This window comes from Streptomyces sp. CRN 30 (assembly GCF_034105845.1).
Map to the genome: position 1 here is coordinate 14094 of NZ_JAVRHI010000274.1, position 17733 is coordinate 31826.

Genomic DNA, 17733 nt, shown 5'->3' on the forward strand with positions numbered 1-17733 from the left:
GGACGGCGGTCAGCCGGTCACCCCCACCCGCTGCAACAGCCCCCACGTGAACTTTGCCACGCAACTCCGCCGTACGCCCGCCGCGTCCGGTGCCGTGAAGGACAGACCGAAGCGGGTGGGGGCGGTGCCCTCCAGGGGGCGGGCGGGAGCGAAGGCGCGGGCCGCCTCGTCGACCGTGCAGGACCAGGGGGTGAGGTCGTCGAGGGTGCGCGGCTCGGGGCCGGGGGCGCCCGGGGCGCGGACCAGCCACTCGTTCCACACCGCGCCGTTCGGGGCGAGCGTCACCTCGAAGCGGAGGTCCGGCCAGAGGGGGACCGGCCAGAGCAGGGCCTCGCACTCCAGGTCGCCGACTGTCCGGGCGCGCACGGACTCCGGGGTGCCGAGGATCGAGCGGTATCGTGCGGCCGCCGCGCGGGGGCGCGGGGAGCGGAGCATCGCCTGCCAGCGCCTGTTCGCCTCGCGCATGTCGGCGATCGAGACGCCCAGGGTCCGGCGGGCGTCCGCGACCAGGTCCGGGTTGTGGTCGGCCATGCGGCGCAGGAGGACGAGCTGGAAGTCGAGCGGGGTGAAGGGGCTAGCGGGGGGTTTCGCGGCGGGGGGCATGGCCTCCATGGTGGCGCAGGGCCCAGGCGCCCGGGCGGCGCCCGTCCGGCAGGAACAGCACCGAGTTCACGTACCGGGGCCCCCACAGGGTGCGGAAGGGGAGTATCCGGCGCAGCAGCCCGTACGACGCCACGTGCGACACCCTCGCCTGGTGGGCGGACAGGGCCGCCGGGTCCAGGGGCAGCCAGGTGCGGCCCGGGAGGACCCAACCGGTGTAGCCGAGGTCGAAGAGTAACTCGATGACCGGGGTGATCGGCTGTATCCGTGTCTCCAGTTCGATGAAGAGCGCCGGGCGGTCGCGGGTCAGGAGGCCGCGCGCGCCGCGCAGGACCGCCGGCTCGCTGCCGTCCACGTCGATCTTGATGAAGCCGACGTCCCGCAGGCCCAGTTCGTCCAGGGTGACCAGCGGGACCTGGAGCGCGCGGGCGTGGACGTCCCGGCGGACCAGGGAGGACAGGCCGCGCTCGCCGGCGTCGCCCGCCGGCAGCCAGAGCCGGGCGCTGCCCGTGTGGTCCGAGGCGGCGGCCTGCACCACCCGGACGTTGGCGGGGGCGGTCTCGGTGAGCAGCCGGGCCAGCCGGGGAACCGGCTCGACGGTGACGACCTGCCGGGCCCGCGCGGCCAGGCGGCGCGTCCAGGGGCCGTACCAGCCGCCGACGTCCACGGCCGTGCCGCAGTCCGGCGGGCAGAGGTCGCCCAGACGGCCGAGCTCCGGTTCGAAGCGCGGGTAGACGAGCCCGGCCGCCGTCGCGACCAGGCGCGGGGGCAGCCGGCGGGCGAGGCGGGCGGCGAGGGTCACGGGGCGCTCCGTTCCGCCGCCGGGACCGGGGCCGGGGCCGGGGGTGCGGCGGGTCTCATGATGCCGTCCGCCTGAGCAGCTCCGCGTGCTCGTCCTCGGTGACCTGTTCGCCCGAGGTCGGCAGCAGTTGGGGAATGCCGTCGACGATGGGGTAACGGCGGTGCAGCCGCGGGTTGTAGAGGGCCTCGGCGGACCGGGGCGGCTCCTGCCGGACGAGCAGCAGCAGCGGGCCCTTGTCGAGCGGGCAGGCCAGGATCTTCAGCAGCGGGTCGTCGGGGGTCACGGGGGTGTCAGCTCCTTGGAGGTCACGGCGGGCGGGGAGGCGGAGGTGTCGTGCTTCGGCATGGCCAGCAGGACCGTGACCGCGAGCGCCGTGCCGGCCACGCGCAGCCCCAGCCGCAGCGGATCCTCGGGCAGCGCCTCGCCGAACGACAGCGTGCCGAGGACCGCGGTGAACAGGCACGTCACCGTGGTGCACACCGGCACGATCAGCGAGGCCCGGCAGCGTTGCAGCGCCGCCTGCGACAGGACCAGCCCGAACACGCCGGTGAACAGCAGCAGGTACGGGTACGGGGAGCGGAGCAGGGAGAGCGCCACCGCGCCGACGCCGTCGGTGGTGAGCCGGCTCGACACCCCCTTGATCGCCAGCGAGCTCACCCCGTACAGCAGGCCGACCGCCACGCCGTACTCGACGCCGGTCGCGGGCGGCCGGTGGCGGTGGCGGGTCCGCCGCTCGGCGGCCAGGTAGAGCCAGACGCCGAGGGCGAGCGCGGGCAGGCACACGGTGACTATCAGGGCGTACGGCGCGCCGCGGCCCACCGTGTCGGCGCCCTCGTCCAGCGACAGCACCACCATCAGCAGCGCCACGAGTATCGCGCCCAGCGCGAACCGTTCGCGGCCGGTCGTCCGCTCGCCCAGGAGGCGGGACGACAACAGCACCAGCAGGACCAGACCGGAGACGAAGACGCCCTGCGCGGCGGCGATGGGGAGGGTGCGGTACACGGCGAGCTGGGCGCCGAACCCGGCGGCCAGGGCGAGCGCGCCGCCGATCCACAGCGGGCTGCCCAGCACCACCCGCAGCAGCCGGGCGGGCCGGCGGACCGTCACCTGCTCAAGCGTGCCCAGCGCCCGTTTCTCCAGGACGAACCCGATGCTGTACAGCGCGTTCGCCAGCAGTGCCGCGGCCACCCCCCACCCCATGGCTCACGTCCTCCGCGCGTGCAGCAGCAGGATCGACGCGGCCGACGGCGCGGCGCAGGCCAGCCGGTCCAGCGGGCGCAGCACCCGCGGCACGCCGTGGAAGGGCGCCCCGCGCAGCCGTACCACCTCGAAGCCGGACGCGACCACGAAGTCCCTGAGCGCGCGGGCCGTGTACAGCCGCAGGTGGCCCACGACCTCGGTGCCCGGGCGGCCGTGGATCGCGCGCAGGCTCACCTCGGAGAAGACGGGCTGCACGCCCGTCAGCAGCAGGGCGCGGTTGTACCAGGCGGCGAGGTTGGGCGTGGAGAGCATCAGGTGGCCGCCCGGGCGCAGCACCCGGCGGATCTCGTCGAGCGCGCCGTCCGGGTCGACGAGGTGCTCGACCACCTCGCTGAAGAGCACGGCGTCCGCGCCGGCCGTGGCGAACGGCAGCCCGCCGTCGCTGAGTTCGCCGCGCACCGCGTACGGCAGCCGGGTGCGGGCGCGCCGCAGCGCGTCCTGCGACCAGTCGACGCCGACGATGCGGTGGCCGGCCAGGAAGGGCGCGGCGGTGGCGGCCGCCGTGCCGTCGCCGCACCCTATGTCCAGCACGGTCCGCACCCCGGCGGTGGCCGGGCCGAGCGCCGCGGCCAGCATGCGGGCCTGGCGGACGCTGCGGGCGGTGCCGGAGGCGACGGGCACGGCCGGGTTCTCGTAGAAGTCCCGCAGGCTCCTGCGTTCGGGGGTGGGCGTGGTCGTGCCGGTGCTCGCGCTCGCGTCCGTGCCCTCGTCCGTGTTCGCGCCGGTGGTCACGGTGCGACCTCCCCGGACGCTCCCGCCTCCGAGGTGGCGCGCAGCTGGTGGGCGAAGAGGTCCCGCAGCCGGGCGCCGTCCTCGTCCCCGAGCAGCGACCGCGACCAGCGCAGGGCGACGTGCAGCCGGCCCGCGGTGGACGCCGTCGTCACGGTGAGGCCGCGCGGCATCCGGGCCGGGGCGGAGAACCACACCGCGTGGGCGCTCCCGGCGCCCTCCCCGAAGTCCAGCGGGTACGGGATGCGGCCGATGTTGCTGAGCAGGGTCGTCGACGTCCAGGGCGCGACCGCCCGGCGCAGCCCGCGGGTGAACGTGGCGCGCCAGGCCACCGGCACGACCGGGGCGGTCAGCAGGGCCGCGCCGTGCCCGAGCTGGGGGCGGGGGAGCGCCTTCAGGGCGCGGGTGCGTTCGGCCGTGCGGCGCAGCAGCCCGCCCAGGCGGGCGGGGTCGAGCTCCTCCGGCGGGAAGGGCACCTCCACCAGGCGGGTGCCGTTGCCGATGGGCATGTCCGCGCCGCGGGTCCGGTCGTCGACCGGCATCGTGATGCGCAGTGGCCGGGGGCGGGCGCCGTGCTCCCGGTTCCAGTGCGCGATCGTCAGCGCCGTGGCGACCATGAGCTGGTCGTTCACGGTGTACGGGGAGCCCTTCGGGCGGTGCGGGACGTCCAGGTCGGTGACGAGCAGGCCGTTGCCCGCGGCCGGGGAGGGCGCGGGGGCGCCTCGGGCCACCCGGGCCGGCGGGCTCCAAGGGGACGGGGCGGCGGTGTCGAGGGGGCCGGCCACCGGGCCCGCCGGACGCACCGGGGGCGCGGCGGGGGAGTTGTCCCGGCCGCCGTACAGCTCCGCCGTGGTGGCGAGGATGCGCAGGCAGGCCGGACCGTCGAGGGCGGTGTGGTTGACGGTGAGGAGCAGGACGGTGCCGTGGTCGCCGACGCCGTGGGTGTCGCCCTCGGGCGCCCCGACCACCTCCATGCGGATCGGCGGTGCCGCCGACAGCGGCGGGGCCTCGGCCAGCGCTCTGCTCCGGGCGTCGCGCAGCGCGTGCGGACCGTACGGCCGGAACGTCACCGCGTCGACGTCCGCGTCCGCCGTCAGCTCCCACTCGTACCGGCGGCGGTACCAGGCCCCCGGTGCCTCGCGCATCAGTATCCGGGGGTGGCGGTGGAGCGCCCCGGCGAAGGCGGTCCGCAGCCGGCCCGGGTCCAGCCGGCCCGGCAGGTGGACCTCGATGTGGACCGTCTCCGGTTCCTCCTCCTGCTGGCAGTGCCGGCTGACCTCGTCCACCACGGGGAACGGGACACGGGCCGGTGGCCGCGCGGGGCCGTCCGTGCCGTGGCGCGCGGGATGCTCCACAGCGGTCATGTGCCCTGTCCCTCCTCCGGGCCGTCGCCCTTCGCCGGCCGTTCCGGCCGCCGTGGCGGCAGCCGCTCCGTCGTGGCCTCCGAGCGGGGCGGCGCACCGGCCCCGGGCGGCACCGGCGGGATGCCGTACGGAAGTGTGGAGCCGCGTTCGTCGTCCGGAGCGCCGCCGGGAGGACCGCCGTCCGGGGGCTCCTCGCCCGCCGGCCGAGCCCGCCGCCCGACGTGTCCGACGCTCACCAGTCCCGCGCACAGCCCGAGCACCGCCAGCACCTGGGCCACCGGTCCGAACGCGCCCGCCTCGGCGGCCGGCGACTCCCCGGCGCCGGTGGCGGCGGCGATGCCCGCCCCGGCGAGCGCGAGGAACGCGGCCGGCACCAGAGCTGCGGGCCGTTTCCACGCCAGCAGCGCCAGCAGCGGCACCACGAGCCCCAGCCACCCGGCGGCCAGGACCCCGACCAGGGTGAGCGCCACCGTGCCCAGCCAGAGCCCGGGGCCCGGCGGTACGGGCTGCGGCGCGTCCCGGTTGGGCGAGCGGCGCCGCCACAGCGCCGCGCCGATCAGCGCGGCCACGGCGACAGCGCTCGCGATCAGCCCGGCCTCGTACGTCGTGGCCGGCCGGTACGACAGCTGCACCGTGCCGCCCTCGCCGCCCGGGACCAGCCACCCCTGCTGCCAGCCGTCGAGCCGCACGGGGTCGAGCTCGCGGCCGTCCAGCGTGGCCGTCCACCCCTTGTTGTGGTTCTCGTACGTCGTCAGGTACGAGGCCGCGCCCGCGCCGACCGTCAGTGCGCGGCGGTCACCGAGCCAGTCCCGTACCCGCACCTCCCGTCCGGCGGCGGCGTCGGTACCCGTCGCGGCCTGCACCGTGCCGCGCGTGAGCGTCACGTCCGTCACCGCGAGCGGACCGGCGTCCCCGGCCTCCACGCGGTGCGCGCTCCCCTCGAGCTGCACCCCGGGGTCGTCCCGTTCGCCCTGGCAGAGCGTCAGCTCGATGCCGCGCCGCTCGGTCAGGTCCCGTACGGTGCCCCGCGCGCCCGTCTCGTACAGGTCGCCGTCGATCGCGAGCACCGGCCCCTGCCCGCACGGCAGGGAGAACGCGCGGTCCCCCGCCGGCTGCGGGGTGCGCTGTCCCTCCGCGAGCGCCGGGACGTACGCCTCCGTCAGCCCGACCGGGAGCTGGAGGTCGTCGCCCGCGACCGGGTTGTGCACGGTCAGCGGGGCGGTCTCGGTGATGGTGATGTCGAGCCGGTCCGTGGTCATCCGTTCGAAGCGGGCCCAGCCGTTCTCGTCCACGCCGACGATCGCGGCACCGTCCGGCGAGTTGATCTCCACCACGGTCGGACGGGTGGACAGACCGCCCGCCGGGGCGAGCACCACCGAGTCGATCTCCGTGCGCTCCGGCCAGCTGAGGTGGATCGTGGGGCGGTCGCCCGCGATCCAGGCCGTCGTCAGGTCGCCGTCGGTGAGGTTGCGCGGCGAGAGCCCGGGGCCGAGGGCCGCCGTGGAGTCGGCGGTCGCGGTGACCCGGGCACGCTCCTGTGGCGCGACCTCGTACAGCAGCCGGTCGAGTTCCGGACCCGGTACGGGGACGGCGGTGGCCCGCACCTCGTACCGGCCCGCCTCGGAGACGGTGAAGCGCCGGTGCAGTCCGCTCTCGGTGCCCGTCGGGGAGAACCCGGTGGGGTCGGCGGCGCGGTGCAGGGAGACGACCTCCGCGGAGGCGGCGGAGCGCGCGGCGTCGGTGGGCAGCCGCAGCATCCGGGTGACCTGCACGCCGGGGATCGCGATCTCGGAGAAGCCCGCGCCGGTCAGCCCGGCCCGACCCTCCTCCGACCCCACGATGGTGATCCTCAGCCATTCCGACGTGCCGGCGCGGGCCGCGACCCGCTGCGTCGAGCCGTCCGCCCGCAGGTAGCTGCTGACGGAGCCGCGCTCGGTCTCCACCCGGACGCGGACCGGCGCCGACCGCACGCCGTCCGGCGGCAGCGGGGTGACGGAGAAGGAGGACGGGACGTCCTGCGGGCCGTCGAACGCGATCCGCAGCCACTGCCCGTCGGACGAGTCCGGCGCGCCCTCCGCCCAGGCCGTCCCGGGGTCCCCGTCGAAGGCGTTCACCGGGTCGTACTGCGGCAGGTGGAAGAGCCAGTTGCCGCTGGTCGACGCGGTCACCGAGCGGGCGCCGCGCAGCACGGCGACCGTCTGGTGGTCGAGGCCCTCGACCGGCAGGATCTCGTGCGGCTCCGCGCCCGGAGCCTGGAGGTCGTCCTCGGCGTTCCGTTCGGTCGCGGTGTACGTGTACGAGGTGTTGGCGTTGACCAGGCCGAAGCGGGTGTCCGCACGGCGCAGCCCGTCACCGGTGACCTGCACCGCGGGCGTGCCGAGCCCCGGGTGCCCGTCGCCGGTCAGCACGGTGGGCCGGCCCCGCACCGCCGGCTCGGCGGCGAGCGGCAGCAGCGCCTCCGGACCGCCGGAGACGACGGCCGTGTCCGCGACCGGCTTCAGCGCCACCTGGCCGGGGCGCGGCACCTCGGCGGGCGGCCGGTAGATCTCCACGGCCCGCTGACGCGGGTACAGCCCCTCGACCTGGAGCGGGGTGCCCTCCGCGATGCGGCCGCCGGTCATCACCGGACCGAAGCCGGTCTCCCGCTCGTACCCGGACTGCTCCAGGGTCCGCTTCACGGTCGTCGTCGGCACGGCGCCGATCTGGTCCGGGTCCAGGTCGTTGCGGACCACGACGTAGTGCAGGCCCGCACGGCCCAGGTAGTCGGCCAGGCCCGGCACCTCACCGCCCGTCAGCAGCGCCTGCTCCACCGCGTCCATGGCGCGCCGGTTGCCGGGCGTGCCGAAGGGCACGTAGTCGCGCTGCGCCCACCGGGACCTCGCGAGCACGTCGAGCGGCTGGTCGATGGGGGAGCCCCAGGTGTAGAGGCCGTGCGCGGTGGCGGGCACGACCAGGGCCCGGGAGTCGGGCGAGTTGTCCTCCAGCCAGTCGGCCGTCGTCTCCCAGTACCGGGGCAGTTCCTGGAACGAGCCCGGCTGCAGCACCGACCCGTTGAGGTACGGCCACAGCAGTCCGGGCAGCACCAGCACCGCGGCGACGAGCGGCGCGAACCGCCGGCCGCGCACCCGCCGCGCGTTCCCGTTCCGTGCCCCGCGCCCGCGCCCGCGACCCGCCACGCCGACCAGGTGCGCCATCCCGAGTACCAGCGCGAGCGCCATCCCGGTCTGGAACTTGTAGATGTTCCGGAAGGGCGCGAGGCCCCCGTCCAGCCAGTCCTGCACCGTCTCGTGGAGGGGCCCGCCGAACGGGCCGCCGTACCCGGCGAGGACGACGGCCGCGACGGTCAGCACCGTGAGCACCAGCCACCGCCGCTCCGGCACGTCCCGCCGGGCGAGCCCCGCGAGGCCCAGCCCGGCCGCGAGCGCGGAGCAGACGATCACCAGCACCGAGGAGGCGACCGTCCATCCGGCGGGCAGCCACGCCTCGCCGAAGTGGAGGTACGCCACCCAGTTCCCGGCACCGCGCAGCGCCTCGGTGGCCGACATGGTGGCCGTGGTGGTCTGTGAGGACTCGATGTAGGGCAGGAAGTTCTCGCCGTAGGCGCCGAGCAGCAGCAGCGGTATCACCCACCACGCCGTCGCCAGGATCACCCCGGGCACCCACCAGGAGATCAGCTTGCGCCGCCGGGGGCCCGGCGGGCGGGAGAGCAGGTACAGGCCGACCGGGAGCAGGGAGGCGAGGGTGGACGCCGCGTTGACGCCGCCCATGAAGGGGATGACCAGCGCCGAGCGCAGGGCGGCGACCCGCGCGCTGTACCGCTCGTCGGTGAGCGGCAGCAGCACCCACGGCAGGAACGCGCCCGGCAGTACCGCCGCCGAGGTGGAGCCGACCACGATGGTGAACGTCGGCCACAGCGCGTACGCCACCGCGCCGAGCAGCCTCGATGCCGGGCTGCCGACCCGCAGCCGCTCCATCAGCCGCAGCGCGCCCCAGAAGGCGACGGTCACCACGATCGACAGCCACAGCCGCTCCGCCAGCCACACCGGCACGTGCAGCAGGTCGCACAGCGCGTAGTACGGCAGCATCGGCCAGGCGTAGCCGATGTACTGGTCGGCGATCCCGCCGAAGCCGCCCCGGTCGTGCCAGAGCTGCCCCAGGTCGGACAGGAACTGGATCGGGTCGAGCGCCACGCCGAGCTTCGTCTCGAACGTCATCCGCCCGGGCGACACGGCCAGGAACAGGACGAACACCACGGCCCAGAACCCCAGCAGCCAGCGCCGCGACCGCGGGCCCTCGCCGGGACGCTGCCCGGGCCCCGCGGGGCGGACCGGCGTGGGAGGGGGAGCCTGGACCGTGCTCGTCATGCTGGACACCGCCGGAGGATGAGGAGGAGGTTCCACGTGGCGAACTCGCGCAGGACCGGCACCTTCACGACGGCCCGGGCGAGGAACGGCCAGTAGCGGGAGCGCGCCGCCACTACGCGGACGTCGCCGCGCCCGCGCACCAGCCGCAGGGTGGGTCCGATGTGCACGGCGAAGAGGTTCTCGCCGAGGGTGTGCTTGGCCGGCCCGCCGGTACGGCGCCGGTAGCGGGCGCGGGCCCGCTCGGCGCCCAGGTAGTGCCAGGGCGCCCACTCGTGGCCGCCCCACGGGGACAGCCAGTTGGTGAACGACACGTAGATCAGCCCTCCGGGCCGGGTCACCCGCACCAGTTCGCTGAGGAAGGTACCGGGATCGGCGACGTGCTCGAGGACATTGGAGGAGAAGCACACGTCGGCGGCCCCGTCGGCCAGCGGCAGCAGGTACCCGTCCGCGACCACGGCGCCCTCGGCCGGCTCGGGACCGAGCTCCCGTACGTCCGGCTCGAACAGGTACGCGTGCGCCCCGCGCCGCCGGAACTCCGCGGTGAAGTACCCGCAGCCCCCGCCGACGTCCACGACCGTACGGCCGCGGACCGGCCCGTCGTACGCCTCGACCTGGTCGGCGGCGTCCCGGGCGAGCAGGGTGTAGCAGTGCTCGGGGTCCCGCTGCTCCCGCAGGAAGGCGCGGAAGAGGGCCACCGAACGCCGGAGGGAGGGGTCCTTGGGCCGGCGCGCGGACGCGGACCCCGTGGCGGGATCCGGCGGTCCCGGCCGCGTCGGGGGCCTCGGCGACTCCTTCGCCCGGCGGGCCCGGACGATCCGGCCCGTCCGGCCCGCCCCGGTGGGCGCCGTCATGGCGACCAGCTCCTCACCGCCTCGGACGCCACCGCGCGGAACCGGCGCACCGTGTGGTTCCAGCGGTAGCGCGAGGCGCGGTCGCGGGCCGCCCGGCCCATGAGGACGCGGCGCTCGGCGGACAGGGCGAGGGCGCACCAGGCGGCGGCGAAGGACGACTCGCCACGGGCCAGCACGCCCGTCTCGCCGTGCACCACGGAGTCGCGGAGACCGGGCACGTCGAAGGCCACCGCGGGGGTCTCGCGCGCGGCGGCCTCGGTGACCACCAGGCCCCAGCCCTCCACGGCGGAGGGGTGCAGCAGCAGCCAGGCCGCGCACAGCAGCCGGTGCTTCTCGGCCTCGGGGACGTGGCCGGTGAACGTCACGTCGGGGCCCGCGAGCCGTTCGAGGCGGGGGCGCTCGGGCCCGTCGCCCACGATCACCAGCCGGCCGCCCGTCACCGGCCGCACCCGCTCCCACAGCCGCAGCAGCAGGTCGATGCGCTTGTACTCGACGAGCCGTCCCACCGCGACGAACAGCGGTTCGGGTGACCGCTGGGTCCGCGGCCCCGGTTCCTCGACCCCGTTGTGCACCACGCGGATCCGCTCGCGGTCCACGCCGATCGCCCGCAGCGCGTGCGCCGTGGACGGGGAGACGGCGACCAGCAGGTTGCGGCGCTGCGCGCCCGCCAGCGCCCAGTGCTCGAGTCTTCGGCCGAGGCGCGCGGCGGGCGCCAGGGGCCCGCCGAACCGCATCCGCCACAGATCGGTGTGCACGTGGTTGACGAGGCAGAGCGTCGGTCCGCGGTGCCACAGGGGCGCCAGGTAGGGCATGCCGTTGCACACCTCGACCAGCAGGTCGCAGTCGCCCACCTGGCGGGCGAACGCGGGCCGGGCGCGCAGGTAGTGGCTCAGGTCGCCGCCGGCCGAGACCACCCGGTACTCGCGGAACGCCGCCGGGCCGCCGCACAGCAGCGTCACCTGGTGGCCGAGCCGGGTCAGCCCGCCGGCCAGCCGGTCGACCAGCAGCTCGGAGCCGCCCGCCGCCGGGTTGCCGAGGTCCCGGCGGGCCAGGAAAACGATTCGGCGTGGCTGCGGGGGATGCGCCGGAGGGTGCTGCGCGCTGCGCGGGAACGCCTCGAGCAGCGAGAACGGCACGTGCTGGGGCATGGGTGCTCCAACTCGTCTCGGATGCGGAACTCAGCGTGGAGAAGGGGCGCGGTGCGGATCGGTGGAGCCGAAGGGGATCGGTGGAACCGATGGGACCGGTGAAGCTGATGGAACCGGGTGGAGCCGAAGTAACAGGTGGAGCCGAAGTAACAGGTGGAACCGTGAGGAACCGGTGGAACCGTGAGGAACCGGTGGAGCCGGAGGGGGTGCGAGGGGCTGTGCTCGGGTGGGGTGGACAGTTTTCGCCCAGCGGCGGGAAGCTGCTACTCACCGAAGTGATAAATTCCGGGCTTTCTGGACCTGACGCGTCATCATATCGTGCGCAAAGCTGCGGAGGACCCGGACGAATCGGGTCGCCGACGCCCGCGTATCACCAGAACGGCACCCACCACGGCGCACACGGATCCGACCGCGGCGGCACCGATCGGCAGCGTCCGCCCGACCAGGCGCAGTTGCCGGCCGTCCCGTTCCGCCTGCTCGACCGCCGCCTGCCGGGTCGCGGGGGTGAACGCGAGCTTCCGGCTGTCGAGCAGTACGGCTGCGTCCCGGTTCGCGCCGGGCGCACGCAGCGTACGGCGCGGACCGGTCTGCGCGTGGAGTACCCGTCCGGTCACCCGGTCGACGACCAGTTCGATGCCGTGGTTGGCGTACCACTCCTCGGCGACCACCTGCGGGCGGTCCGGCTCGTCCACGAGCCTGCCCGGCACCAGCCGGGTGCCGGTCCGCGTCGCCGGGACGGTGCCGGTGAACCGGTAGCCCTCGAACCCGTCCGCCTTCGCCGGCCCCCGGTACCGGAGCGTCACGGGCGCCCCGAGGGTGTTGTCCCACCAGCGGTAGGAGCGCTTCTGCACGTCGAAGGGGAACTTCAGGTAGGCCTCGCCCGTGATGCGCGGCTGCTCCCCGCAGCAGTGCACCGGGCGGTTGGTCCGCCGGTCGCTGACCCAGCGGTGTGGGGCGAAGTCCAGGGCGTCGTGCGGATCGGCCGCGGGCAGCGAGTCGTCGGTGTCGACGGTGGTGACCACGTCCCAGACGGCGGCGCCCCCGCTGCGCTCGCTCGCGGCGACGTCGCCGCGGACCCGCTGGGTGATGGTGATCCGCTGGTCCGGCACGGTCCGCACCCGGCCGACGTCGAAGACGCTGCCGGTGCCGGTGTAGACGGCGGTGGTGTCGATGTCGACGGGGTTCACGGCCGCCCGCGGTTCCACGTACCGGGCGAGCAGCGGCGCCAGTACGAGGAGGAAGGTGCCGAGCCCCAGGAGTATGAGGGACAGGGGCGACGGGAGGTGCGGCCCGAAGGGCCCCGGTGAGAGGTGGTGGTCGGGAGACGGGTGGGCCGAACTGCGCATCCGGGCACTCCAGTGAGGTGGTGCGGCGCGACTCGCGCGACGAACGGCCGGGTCGGCACCGAGAGGGAAAGAGCGCGTGCGGTACGGGCCGGGAACCGTAGGCGCACCCTTGACGGGGTGTCAATGCTGTGTCGACACTGGGCCGGGGTCAGGGGCTCCGTGGGGCGTGGGGTGTCCGGGTGGGACGGACCTGTCGACGACCTCTCCGGAAAGAGGCTGACCCTGCGATGTCCAGACTGCTCGCCGCCGCGCTGACCGTGGCGGCCGCCGCCGCCCTCGCCGTGGGCGCCGCGTTCGGCGTCGTCGCCCTGCTGGAGGCGACCCCGGACCAGCCGAACACCCCGCTCATCACCTACCAGGACACCGGCGACGGCACCGGTGCCGCCGCCGGCGGGGAGCGCTGAGGCGTGGCCCGGCGCCCGGCGACCGTGACCACCCGCTCGGCCTGGCACGACGTGCCCCGCCCCCAGGTGCGGCGGTTCGCGGCGATCGCCCTGGCCGAGGCGCCCGCGCTCGCGGAGGAGATCCTGCGCGAGATCCGGCACGAGTACCCGCACCTGCCGGTGATCCTCGACGACTCGGGCGAGCCGATGGCGCTGATCGGCATCCGCCGCGCCATCGAGGTCTTCGTCCGGCACCTGGATCCCACCGGGGGCACGGAAGCCGCCGGGGACCGGCCGCGGGTGCCGCCCGGCGTCTTCCAGGAGTTCGGCCGGGGCGAGGGTCTGGAGGGCCGCAGCCTGGACTCCCTCCAGGCGATCTACCGGCTCGGCGTACGGCTGGCCTGGCGCCGCTTCGCGGAGATCGGCACCCGCGTGGAGATCCCGCCGCCCGCGATGTACGAGCTCGTCGACGCCGGTTACGAGTACCTGGACGGACTGGTGGACCAGTCGGTGCGCGGCTACGCGGAGGCGGCGGCCCGGCAGGCGGGGGAGCGGTTACGGCTGCAGCGCCGGCTGACAGAACTGCTGCTGACGGAGCACCACCGCGGCGACCCGGCCGAGGCGCTGGCCGAACGCGCGGCGCGGGTCGGCTGGGCGCTGCCCACGCGGGTCGCCGTGGGGGTGCTGCTGCGGCCCGCGCGGGCGGCCGTCGCGCCCGCCGTGGGCGAGGAGGTGCTGCTCGACATGGAGTACGAGCAGCCCCGCATGGTGGTGCCCGACCCCGACGCGGGCGGCCGCCCCGAACTGCTGGACCGGGCGCTGGCCGGGTGGACGGGCGCGATCGGGCCGCCGGTGCCGCCGGCCGTGGCGGCGAAGTCGCTGCGCTGGGCGCAGGCGGCGGTCCGGCTGATCGAACGGCGGCTGCTGCCCGGCGGTGAGGTGCTGCGCTGCACCGAGCACACGGAGTCGCTGGTGCTGCTGGAGCCGGAGGAGCTCCTCGACGACCTGGCGCTGCGCTGTCTCGCGCCGCTCGCCGAGTGCGGTCCCACGCACGGCCGCCGGCTGGCCGAGACGCTGCTGGCGTGGCTGCAGACGCGGGGCGGGGCGCCGGAGGTGGCGGCGCGGCTGGGCGTCCACCCGCAGACCGTGCGGTACCGCCTGCGGCAGATCAGGGAGCTGTGGGGGGATGACATCGACGACCCCGACCGGCGCTTCGAACTGGAGCTGGTGCTCCGGGCCCAGCGGCTGCGCGGGGAACTGGGCGATCCACGGCCCCACCGCCGCTGATGCCACGGCCCCGCCGCTGAGGCCGCGTCCGCGGCGCCGACGCCACGGCCGCGGTCCCCGCGCACACCGGCCGTGACCGGGCCATTGCCCGGCCGGGTGAAGTCTGACTAGCCTGTGTTCGCCATGCCGATCGTCAGTTGAAATTTCGAACACACACTCCGTACTCACCTGCGGCGTTCACTCACAGCACTCACCTGTAGCACTCGGCTACAGCACACACATACAAGGGAGGGGGCCGGTCGTGGGACGCCTCGTACCTGCCGTGACCCGGGCTCTCGACATACTCGAGCTCTTCCTGGACGGGGACGGCACGCTCTCCGCCCCCGAGATCGTGCGCCGGCTCCGGCTGCCGCGCACCACCGTGCACGAGCTGGTCACCACACTCGCCGCCCGGTCGTACATCGTCCCGGTACCGGGGCAGCCGGGACGCTACCGGCTCGGGGTGCGCCCGTACCAGCTCGGCAGCCGGTACGCCGAGCAGCTCGACCTCGCCGCCGAGGGCCAGCAGGTCGCCCGGTCCGTCGCCGAGACCTGCGACGAGACCGTGCACGTGGCGATCCTGGAGGGCGCCGACGTCATCTACATCGCCAAGGTGGACTCCACGCACGCCGTCCGCATGGTGTCCGCCGCCGGGCGCAGGCTGCCCGCGCACTGCACCTCGGTCGGCAAGATGCTCCTCGCCTCCCTCCCCGAGCCGGAGCTCGGCGCCCGCGTTCCCGACGGCGCCGAACTCGCCGCGATGACGCCCAACAGCATCACCGACCCCCTCGCCCTGCGCGCGGCCCTCACGGAGATCCGCGCCCGCGGTGTCGCGGTGGAGAGCCGCGAGTCCAACCCCGACGTCTCCTGCGTGGCCGCCCCGGTGCACGACCGCACCGGCAAGGTCGTCGCCGCGCTCTCCATCTCGGTGCCGATGATCCGCTGGAGCGACGAGCGCCGCGTGGAACTGGAACAGCTCGCCGCCAAGGGCGCGGCGCAGTTGTCGGAGCGCCTCGGACACCGGAGCGTGTCGGCATGAACCTCAACAGCTCCTCGACCGCCCCCGACATCGCCGTACGCGCGGAAGCGACCCTGGGCGAGGGCCCCACCTGGGACGCGGACGCCGGCCGGCTGATCTGGGTGGACATCCTCGGCTGCCGCGTCCACACCTACGACCCCGCCTCGGGCCGCCGCTCGGTCCTCGTCACCGAACAGCACGTGGGCGCCGCGAAGCCCCGCGCGGGCGGCGGTCTCGTGCTCAACCTCCGCGACGGCGTCGCGCTGCGCGACGCCGACGGCACCTTCCGGTGGCTGCACCGCGATCCGGTCCCGGGCCGCCGCGGCAACGACGCCGCCGTCGCCCCCGACGGCTCCCTGTACGCCGGCACCATGCGCTATGACGAGACCACGGGCGGCGGCACCCTCACCCGCTTCGGCCCCGACGGCGCGGTCCGCACCCTCCTCGACGACGTGAGTGTCAGCAACGGCACCGGCTGGAGCCCGGACGGGCGGCTGATGTACTACATCGACACGCCCACGCGCCGCATCGACGTCTTCGACGTCGGCGAGGACGGGCTGCCGGCGAACCGGCGTCCGCTCGCCACCGTGGAGGAGGGCGCCGGCTTCCCCGACGGCCTCACCGTGGACGCCGAGGGCTGTGTGTGGGTGGCCCTCTGGGACGGCGCGGCGGTCCGCCGCTACACGCACGACGGCCGCCTGGACCGGGTCGTCGCCCTGCCCGTGCCGCGCCCCACGGCCTGCGCCTTCGGCGGCGCGGACCTGACGGACCTGTACATCACCACCGCGCGCACCGGCCTCGACGCCCCGCCCCCGTCGGCGGGCTCCCTGTTCGTGCTGCCGGGCGCGGGCAAGGGCCTTCTCCAGCCGCCGTTCGCGGGCTGACGGCCGCGGACACGGACGCTCAGCCCCCGGTCCGGTCCAGGCCCCGCAGCACCTCCCGCTCGGCCGGTGTCAGCGGCGGCCGGGCGGCCGGGGGGAGGGGGGAGCCGGTGAGGGCGGACAGGACGGTGGCCGGGCGCAGCAGGCGCCCGGGGCCCGTGCGGAGGCTGGTCACGTCCCACAGCGCGGAGGCCGCGGGGTAGGAGCCCGTGGCCGCCCGCGTCAGACGGCGGGTGTAGGCCGCGATCAGGTGGTCGGTGACGCCGGGCCGCGCACCGCGCACCCCCGGGTACCGGACGTCCTGACTGACGGCCGCGGCCCACGCCGCGTCGACCCAGCGCGCGGCCCGGCGCTGCACCCGGCGGGCGAGACCGGGCGAGGCGGGACCGGCGCGGCGCACCTCCGCGCCGAGCTCCCGGGCGCCCAGCGCCGCCACCGACATCCCCTGGCCGTAGGCCGGGTTGAACATGGCGAGCGCGTCCCCGAGGACGACCAGGCCCTCGGGCCAGTCGCGGGCCCGCTCCACGTACCGCCGGACATTGCTGGTGCTGCGGCTGACGTGCACGCCGGTGAGGGGCTCGGCGCCGGAGATCAGCCGGCCCACGAGGGGGTCCGGCAGGTCCAGCGCGTACCGCAGGAAGGCGTCCGGGTCCGCCGGCGGCTCCCCGCCCCGGGTCCCGGCGAGGCTGACCATCCAGCGCCCGCCCTCCACGGGCAGCACCATCCCGCTGCGCCCGGGCCGGCCCGCGTACGGGTCGGCCTGCACCATCGTCAGCGGGAACCGCTCCGCGCCGTCCGGCACCCGGTACAGGCGGGTCGCGTTGACCAGTCCGCAGTCGACGGTCTTCTCGCGGACACCGGTCAGGCCCAGCCCGGCCAGCCAGGTGAACAGCCGTGAGCCGCGCCCGCCGGCGTCGACGACCAGGTCGGCCGCCAGCTCCCTCTCCCCCTCGGCGCCCGAGACCCGGACACCGGTCACCCGCTCCCGGGTGCCGAGCAGTCCGACCGCCCCGGCCGCGCGCAGTTCGGTCTTGGTGTGGTCCAGCACCGCGACCCGCACCGCCCGGTCCAGCAGCGCACGGGTGCAGGTGATCATGTGCGGCCCGTCGTGCCGCCAGCGCCGGAACCAGCCCTCGGACGTCAGCGCCACCATGCCCGAGCCGAGGGGGATGTCGTGGGCGCCGACGGAGAGCAGGTGCTCGCGCATGCCCACGCCCGGCACGAGGTCCTCCATGGCGGCCAGGCCCCCGGCCATCAGGAGGTGCGCGTGCCGTCCCTGCGGCAGCCCCTTGCGGTGCTCCGGCCCGTCGGGCAGGTCGTCCCGCTCCAGCACGACCACCTCGTCCACGGTGGTGGACAGGGCCGCCGCGGCCAGCATGCCGGCCAGGCCCGCACCGATGACGACAGCTCTACGCGACATGGGGCTCCTCGGAGTCGGGCCGGGGTGCGGTGCAGCTTCCCCGCCTTGAGTCACAGCAGTGGTCTCGACCGTGGCTCAGCCACGGGAGGCCCTCACCGTACCGTCCGGTACGGCCCCCGCGGCAGATGATCGCGCCGCCAACTCCCCTGCCAGCTCCACCAGTCCGCCCGTACCGGACACCTCCGTGGCGTGCAGGCGGTAGGTGTGCGGCGGCCACGGGGGTTCCTCGCGGGCCGCGGCCCGGCGCGCGGCGTCGGCGAGCATGGCCGCCTCGGCGGCGAGCCGCGCCCCGTGCGGGGAG

The 17733-nt window shown here is 75.5% G+C and carries 15 protein-coding genes and 1 pseudogene; 4 read left to right on the forward strand and 12 right to left on the reverse strand.

The annotated features are described in order from the left end of the window. Window positions 1-9 precede the first annotated feature (9 nt). The 10 genes from UW392_RS29105 to UW392_RS29150 form a co-directional block, all read right to left on the reverse strand. Window positions 10-612 (reverse strand): hypothetical protein, encoded by a 603-nt coding sequence (locus UW392_RS29105; protein WP_320778114.1) that lies wholly within the window; start codon window positions 610-612, stop codon window positions 10-12. Beyond that, on the reverse strand, window positions 575-1402 hold the full coding sequence (locus UW392_RS29110) for an FkbM family methyltransferase (protein WP_320778115.1): 828 nt from the start codon (window positions 1400-1402) through the stop codon (window positions 575-577). The genes UW392_RS29105 and UW392_RS29110 overlap by 38 nt, the downstream gene beginning before the upstream one ends. Before the next feature lie 55 nt (window positions 1403-1457). Continuing rightward, window positions 1458-1685: a Trm112 family protein gene (locus UW392_RS29115; protein WP_320778116.1), complete on the reverse strand. Its 228-nt coding sequence runs from the start codon at window positions 1683-1685 to the stop codon at window positions 1458-1460. After that, a complete protein-coding gene (locus UW392_RS29120) occupies window positions 1682-2602 on the reverse strand; it encodes a hypothetical protein (RefSeq protein WP_320778117.1) in 921 nt (306 codons plus the stop codon). Before UW392_RS29120 ends, UW392_RS29115 begins: the two co-directional genes overlap by 4 nt. Before the next feature lie 3 nt (window positions 2603-2605). Then, entirely contained in the window at window positions 2606-3310 is a 705-nt protein-coding gene (locus UW392_RS29125; RefSeq protein ID WP_320778129.1) for a class I SAM-dependent methyltransferase, read from the reverse strand. An 80-nt stretch (window positions 3311-3390) separates the two neighbouring features. Continuing rightward, window positions 3391-4755 (reverse strand): condensation protein, encoded by a 1365-nt coding sequence (locus tag UW392_RS29130; protein WP_320778118.1) that lies wholly within the window; start codon window positions 4753-4755, stop codon window positions 3391-3393. After that, window positions 4752-9119: an alpha-(1->3)-arabinofuranosyltransferase gene (locus tag UW392_RS29135; protein ID WP_320778119.1), complete on the reverse strand. Its 4368-nt coding sequence runs from the start codon at window positions 9117-9119 to the stop codon at window positions 4752-4754. The genes UW392_RS29130 and UW392_RS29135 overlap by 4 nt, the downstream gene beginning before the upstream one ends. Then, entirely contained in the window at window positions 9116-9970 is an 855-nt protein-coding gene (locus tag UW392_RS29140; RefSeq protein WP_320778120.1) for a class I SAM-dependent methyltransferase, read from the reverse strand. Before UW392_RS29140 ends, UW392_RS29135 begins: the two co-directional genes overlap by 4 nt. Then, window positions 9967-11118: a glycosyltransferase family 4 protein gene (locus UW392_RS29145; RefSeq protein WP_320778121.1), complete on the reverse strand. Its 1152-nt coding sequence runs from the start codon at window positions 11116-11118 to the stop codon at window positions 9967-9969. Before UW392_RS29145 ends, UW392_RS29140 begins: the two co-directional genes overlap by 4 nt. A gap of 311 nt (window positions 11119-11429) precedes the next feature. After that, window positions 11430-12464, reverse strand: a complete 1035-nt coding sequence (locus UW392_RS29150) for a DUF3068 domain-containing protein (RefSeq protein ID WP_320778122.1) — start codon at window positions 12462-12464, stop codon at window positions 11430-11432. 227 nt (window positions 12465-12691) lie between these two features. On the opposite strand from UW392_RS29150, the gene UW392_RS29155 reads away from it, so the two are divergent. The 4 genes from UW392_RS29155 (at window position 12692) to UW392_RS29170 (ending at window position 16015) form a co-directional block, all read left to right on the forward strand. After that, window positions 12692-12868, forward strand: coding sequence for a hypothetical protein (locus UW392_RS29155; RefSeq protein WP_320778123.1), 177 nt, complete (start codon window positions 12692-12694; stop codon window positions 12866-12868). A gap of 3 nt (window positions 12869-12871) precedes the next feature. Next, window positions 12872-14134 carry a helix-turn-helix domain-containing protein gene (locus tag UW392_RS29160; protein ID WP_320778124.1) on the forward strand — a complete coding sequence of 421 codons (1263 nt, stop codon included), beginning with the start codon at window positions 12872-12874 and terminating at the stop codon, window positions 14132-14134. 241 nt (window positions 14135-14375) lie between these two features. After that, window positions 14376-15152 carry an IclR family transcriptional regulator gene (locus UW392_RS29165; RefSeq protein WP_320778125.1) on the forward strand — a complete coding sequence of 259 codons (777 nt, stop codon included), beginning with the start codon at window positions 14376-14378 and terminating at the stop codon, window positions 15150-15152. Continuing rightward, window positions 15149-16015, forward strand: a complete 867-nt coding sequence (locus UW392_RS29170) for an SMP-30/gluconolactonase/LRE family protein (protein ID WP_320778126.1) — start codon at window positions 15149-15151, stop codon at window positions 16013-16015. Before UW392_RS29165 ends, UW392_RS29170 begins: the two co-directional genes overlap by 4 nt. A 19-nt stretch (window positions 16016-16034) precedes the next feature. Here UW392_RS29170 and UW392_RS29175 read toward each other — a convergent pair whose 3' ends face one another. Then, window positions 16035-17432: an NAD(P)/FAD-dependent oxidoreductase gene (locus UW392_RS29175; RefSeq protein WP_320778127.1), complete on the reverse strand. Its 1398-nt coding sequence runs from the start codon at window positions 17430-17432 to the stop codon at window positions 16035-16037. Window positions 17433-17507: 75 nt separating this feature from the next. Beyond that, a pseudogene (locus UW392_RS29180) lies at window positions 17508-17733 on the reverse strand (hypothetical protein); the annotation flags it as partial.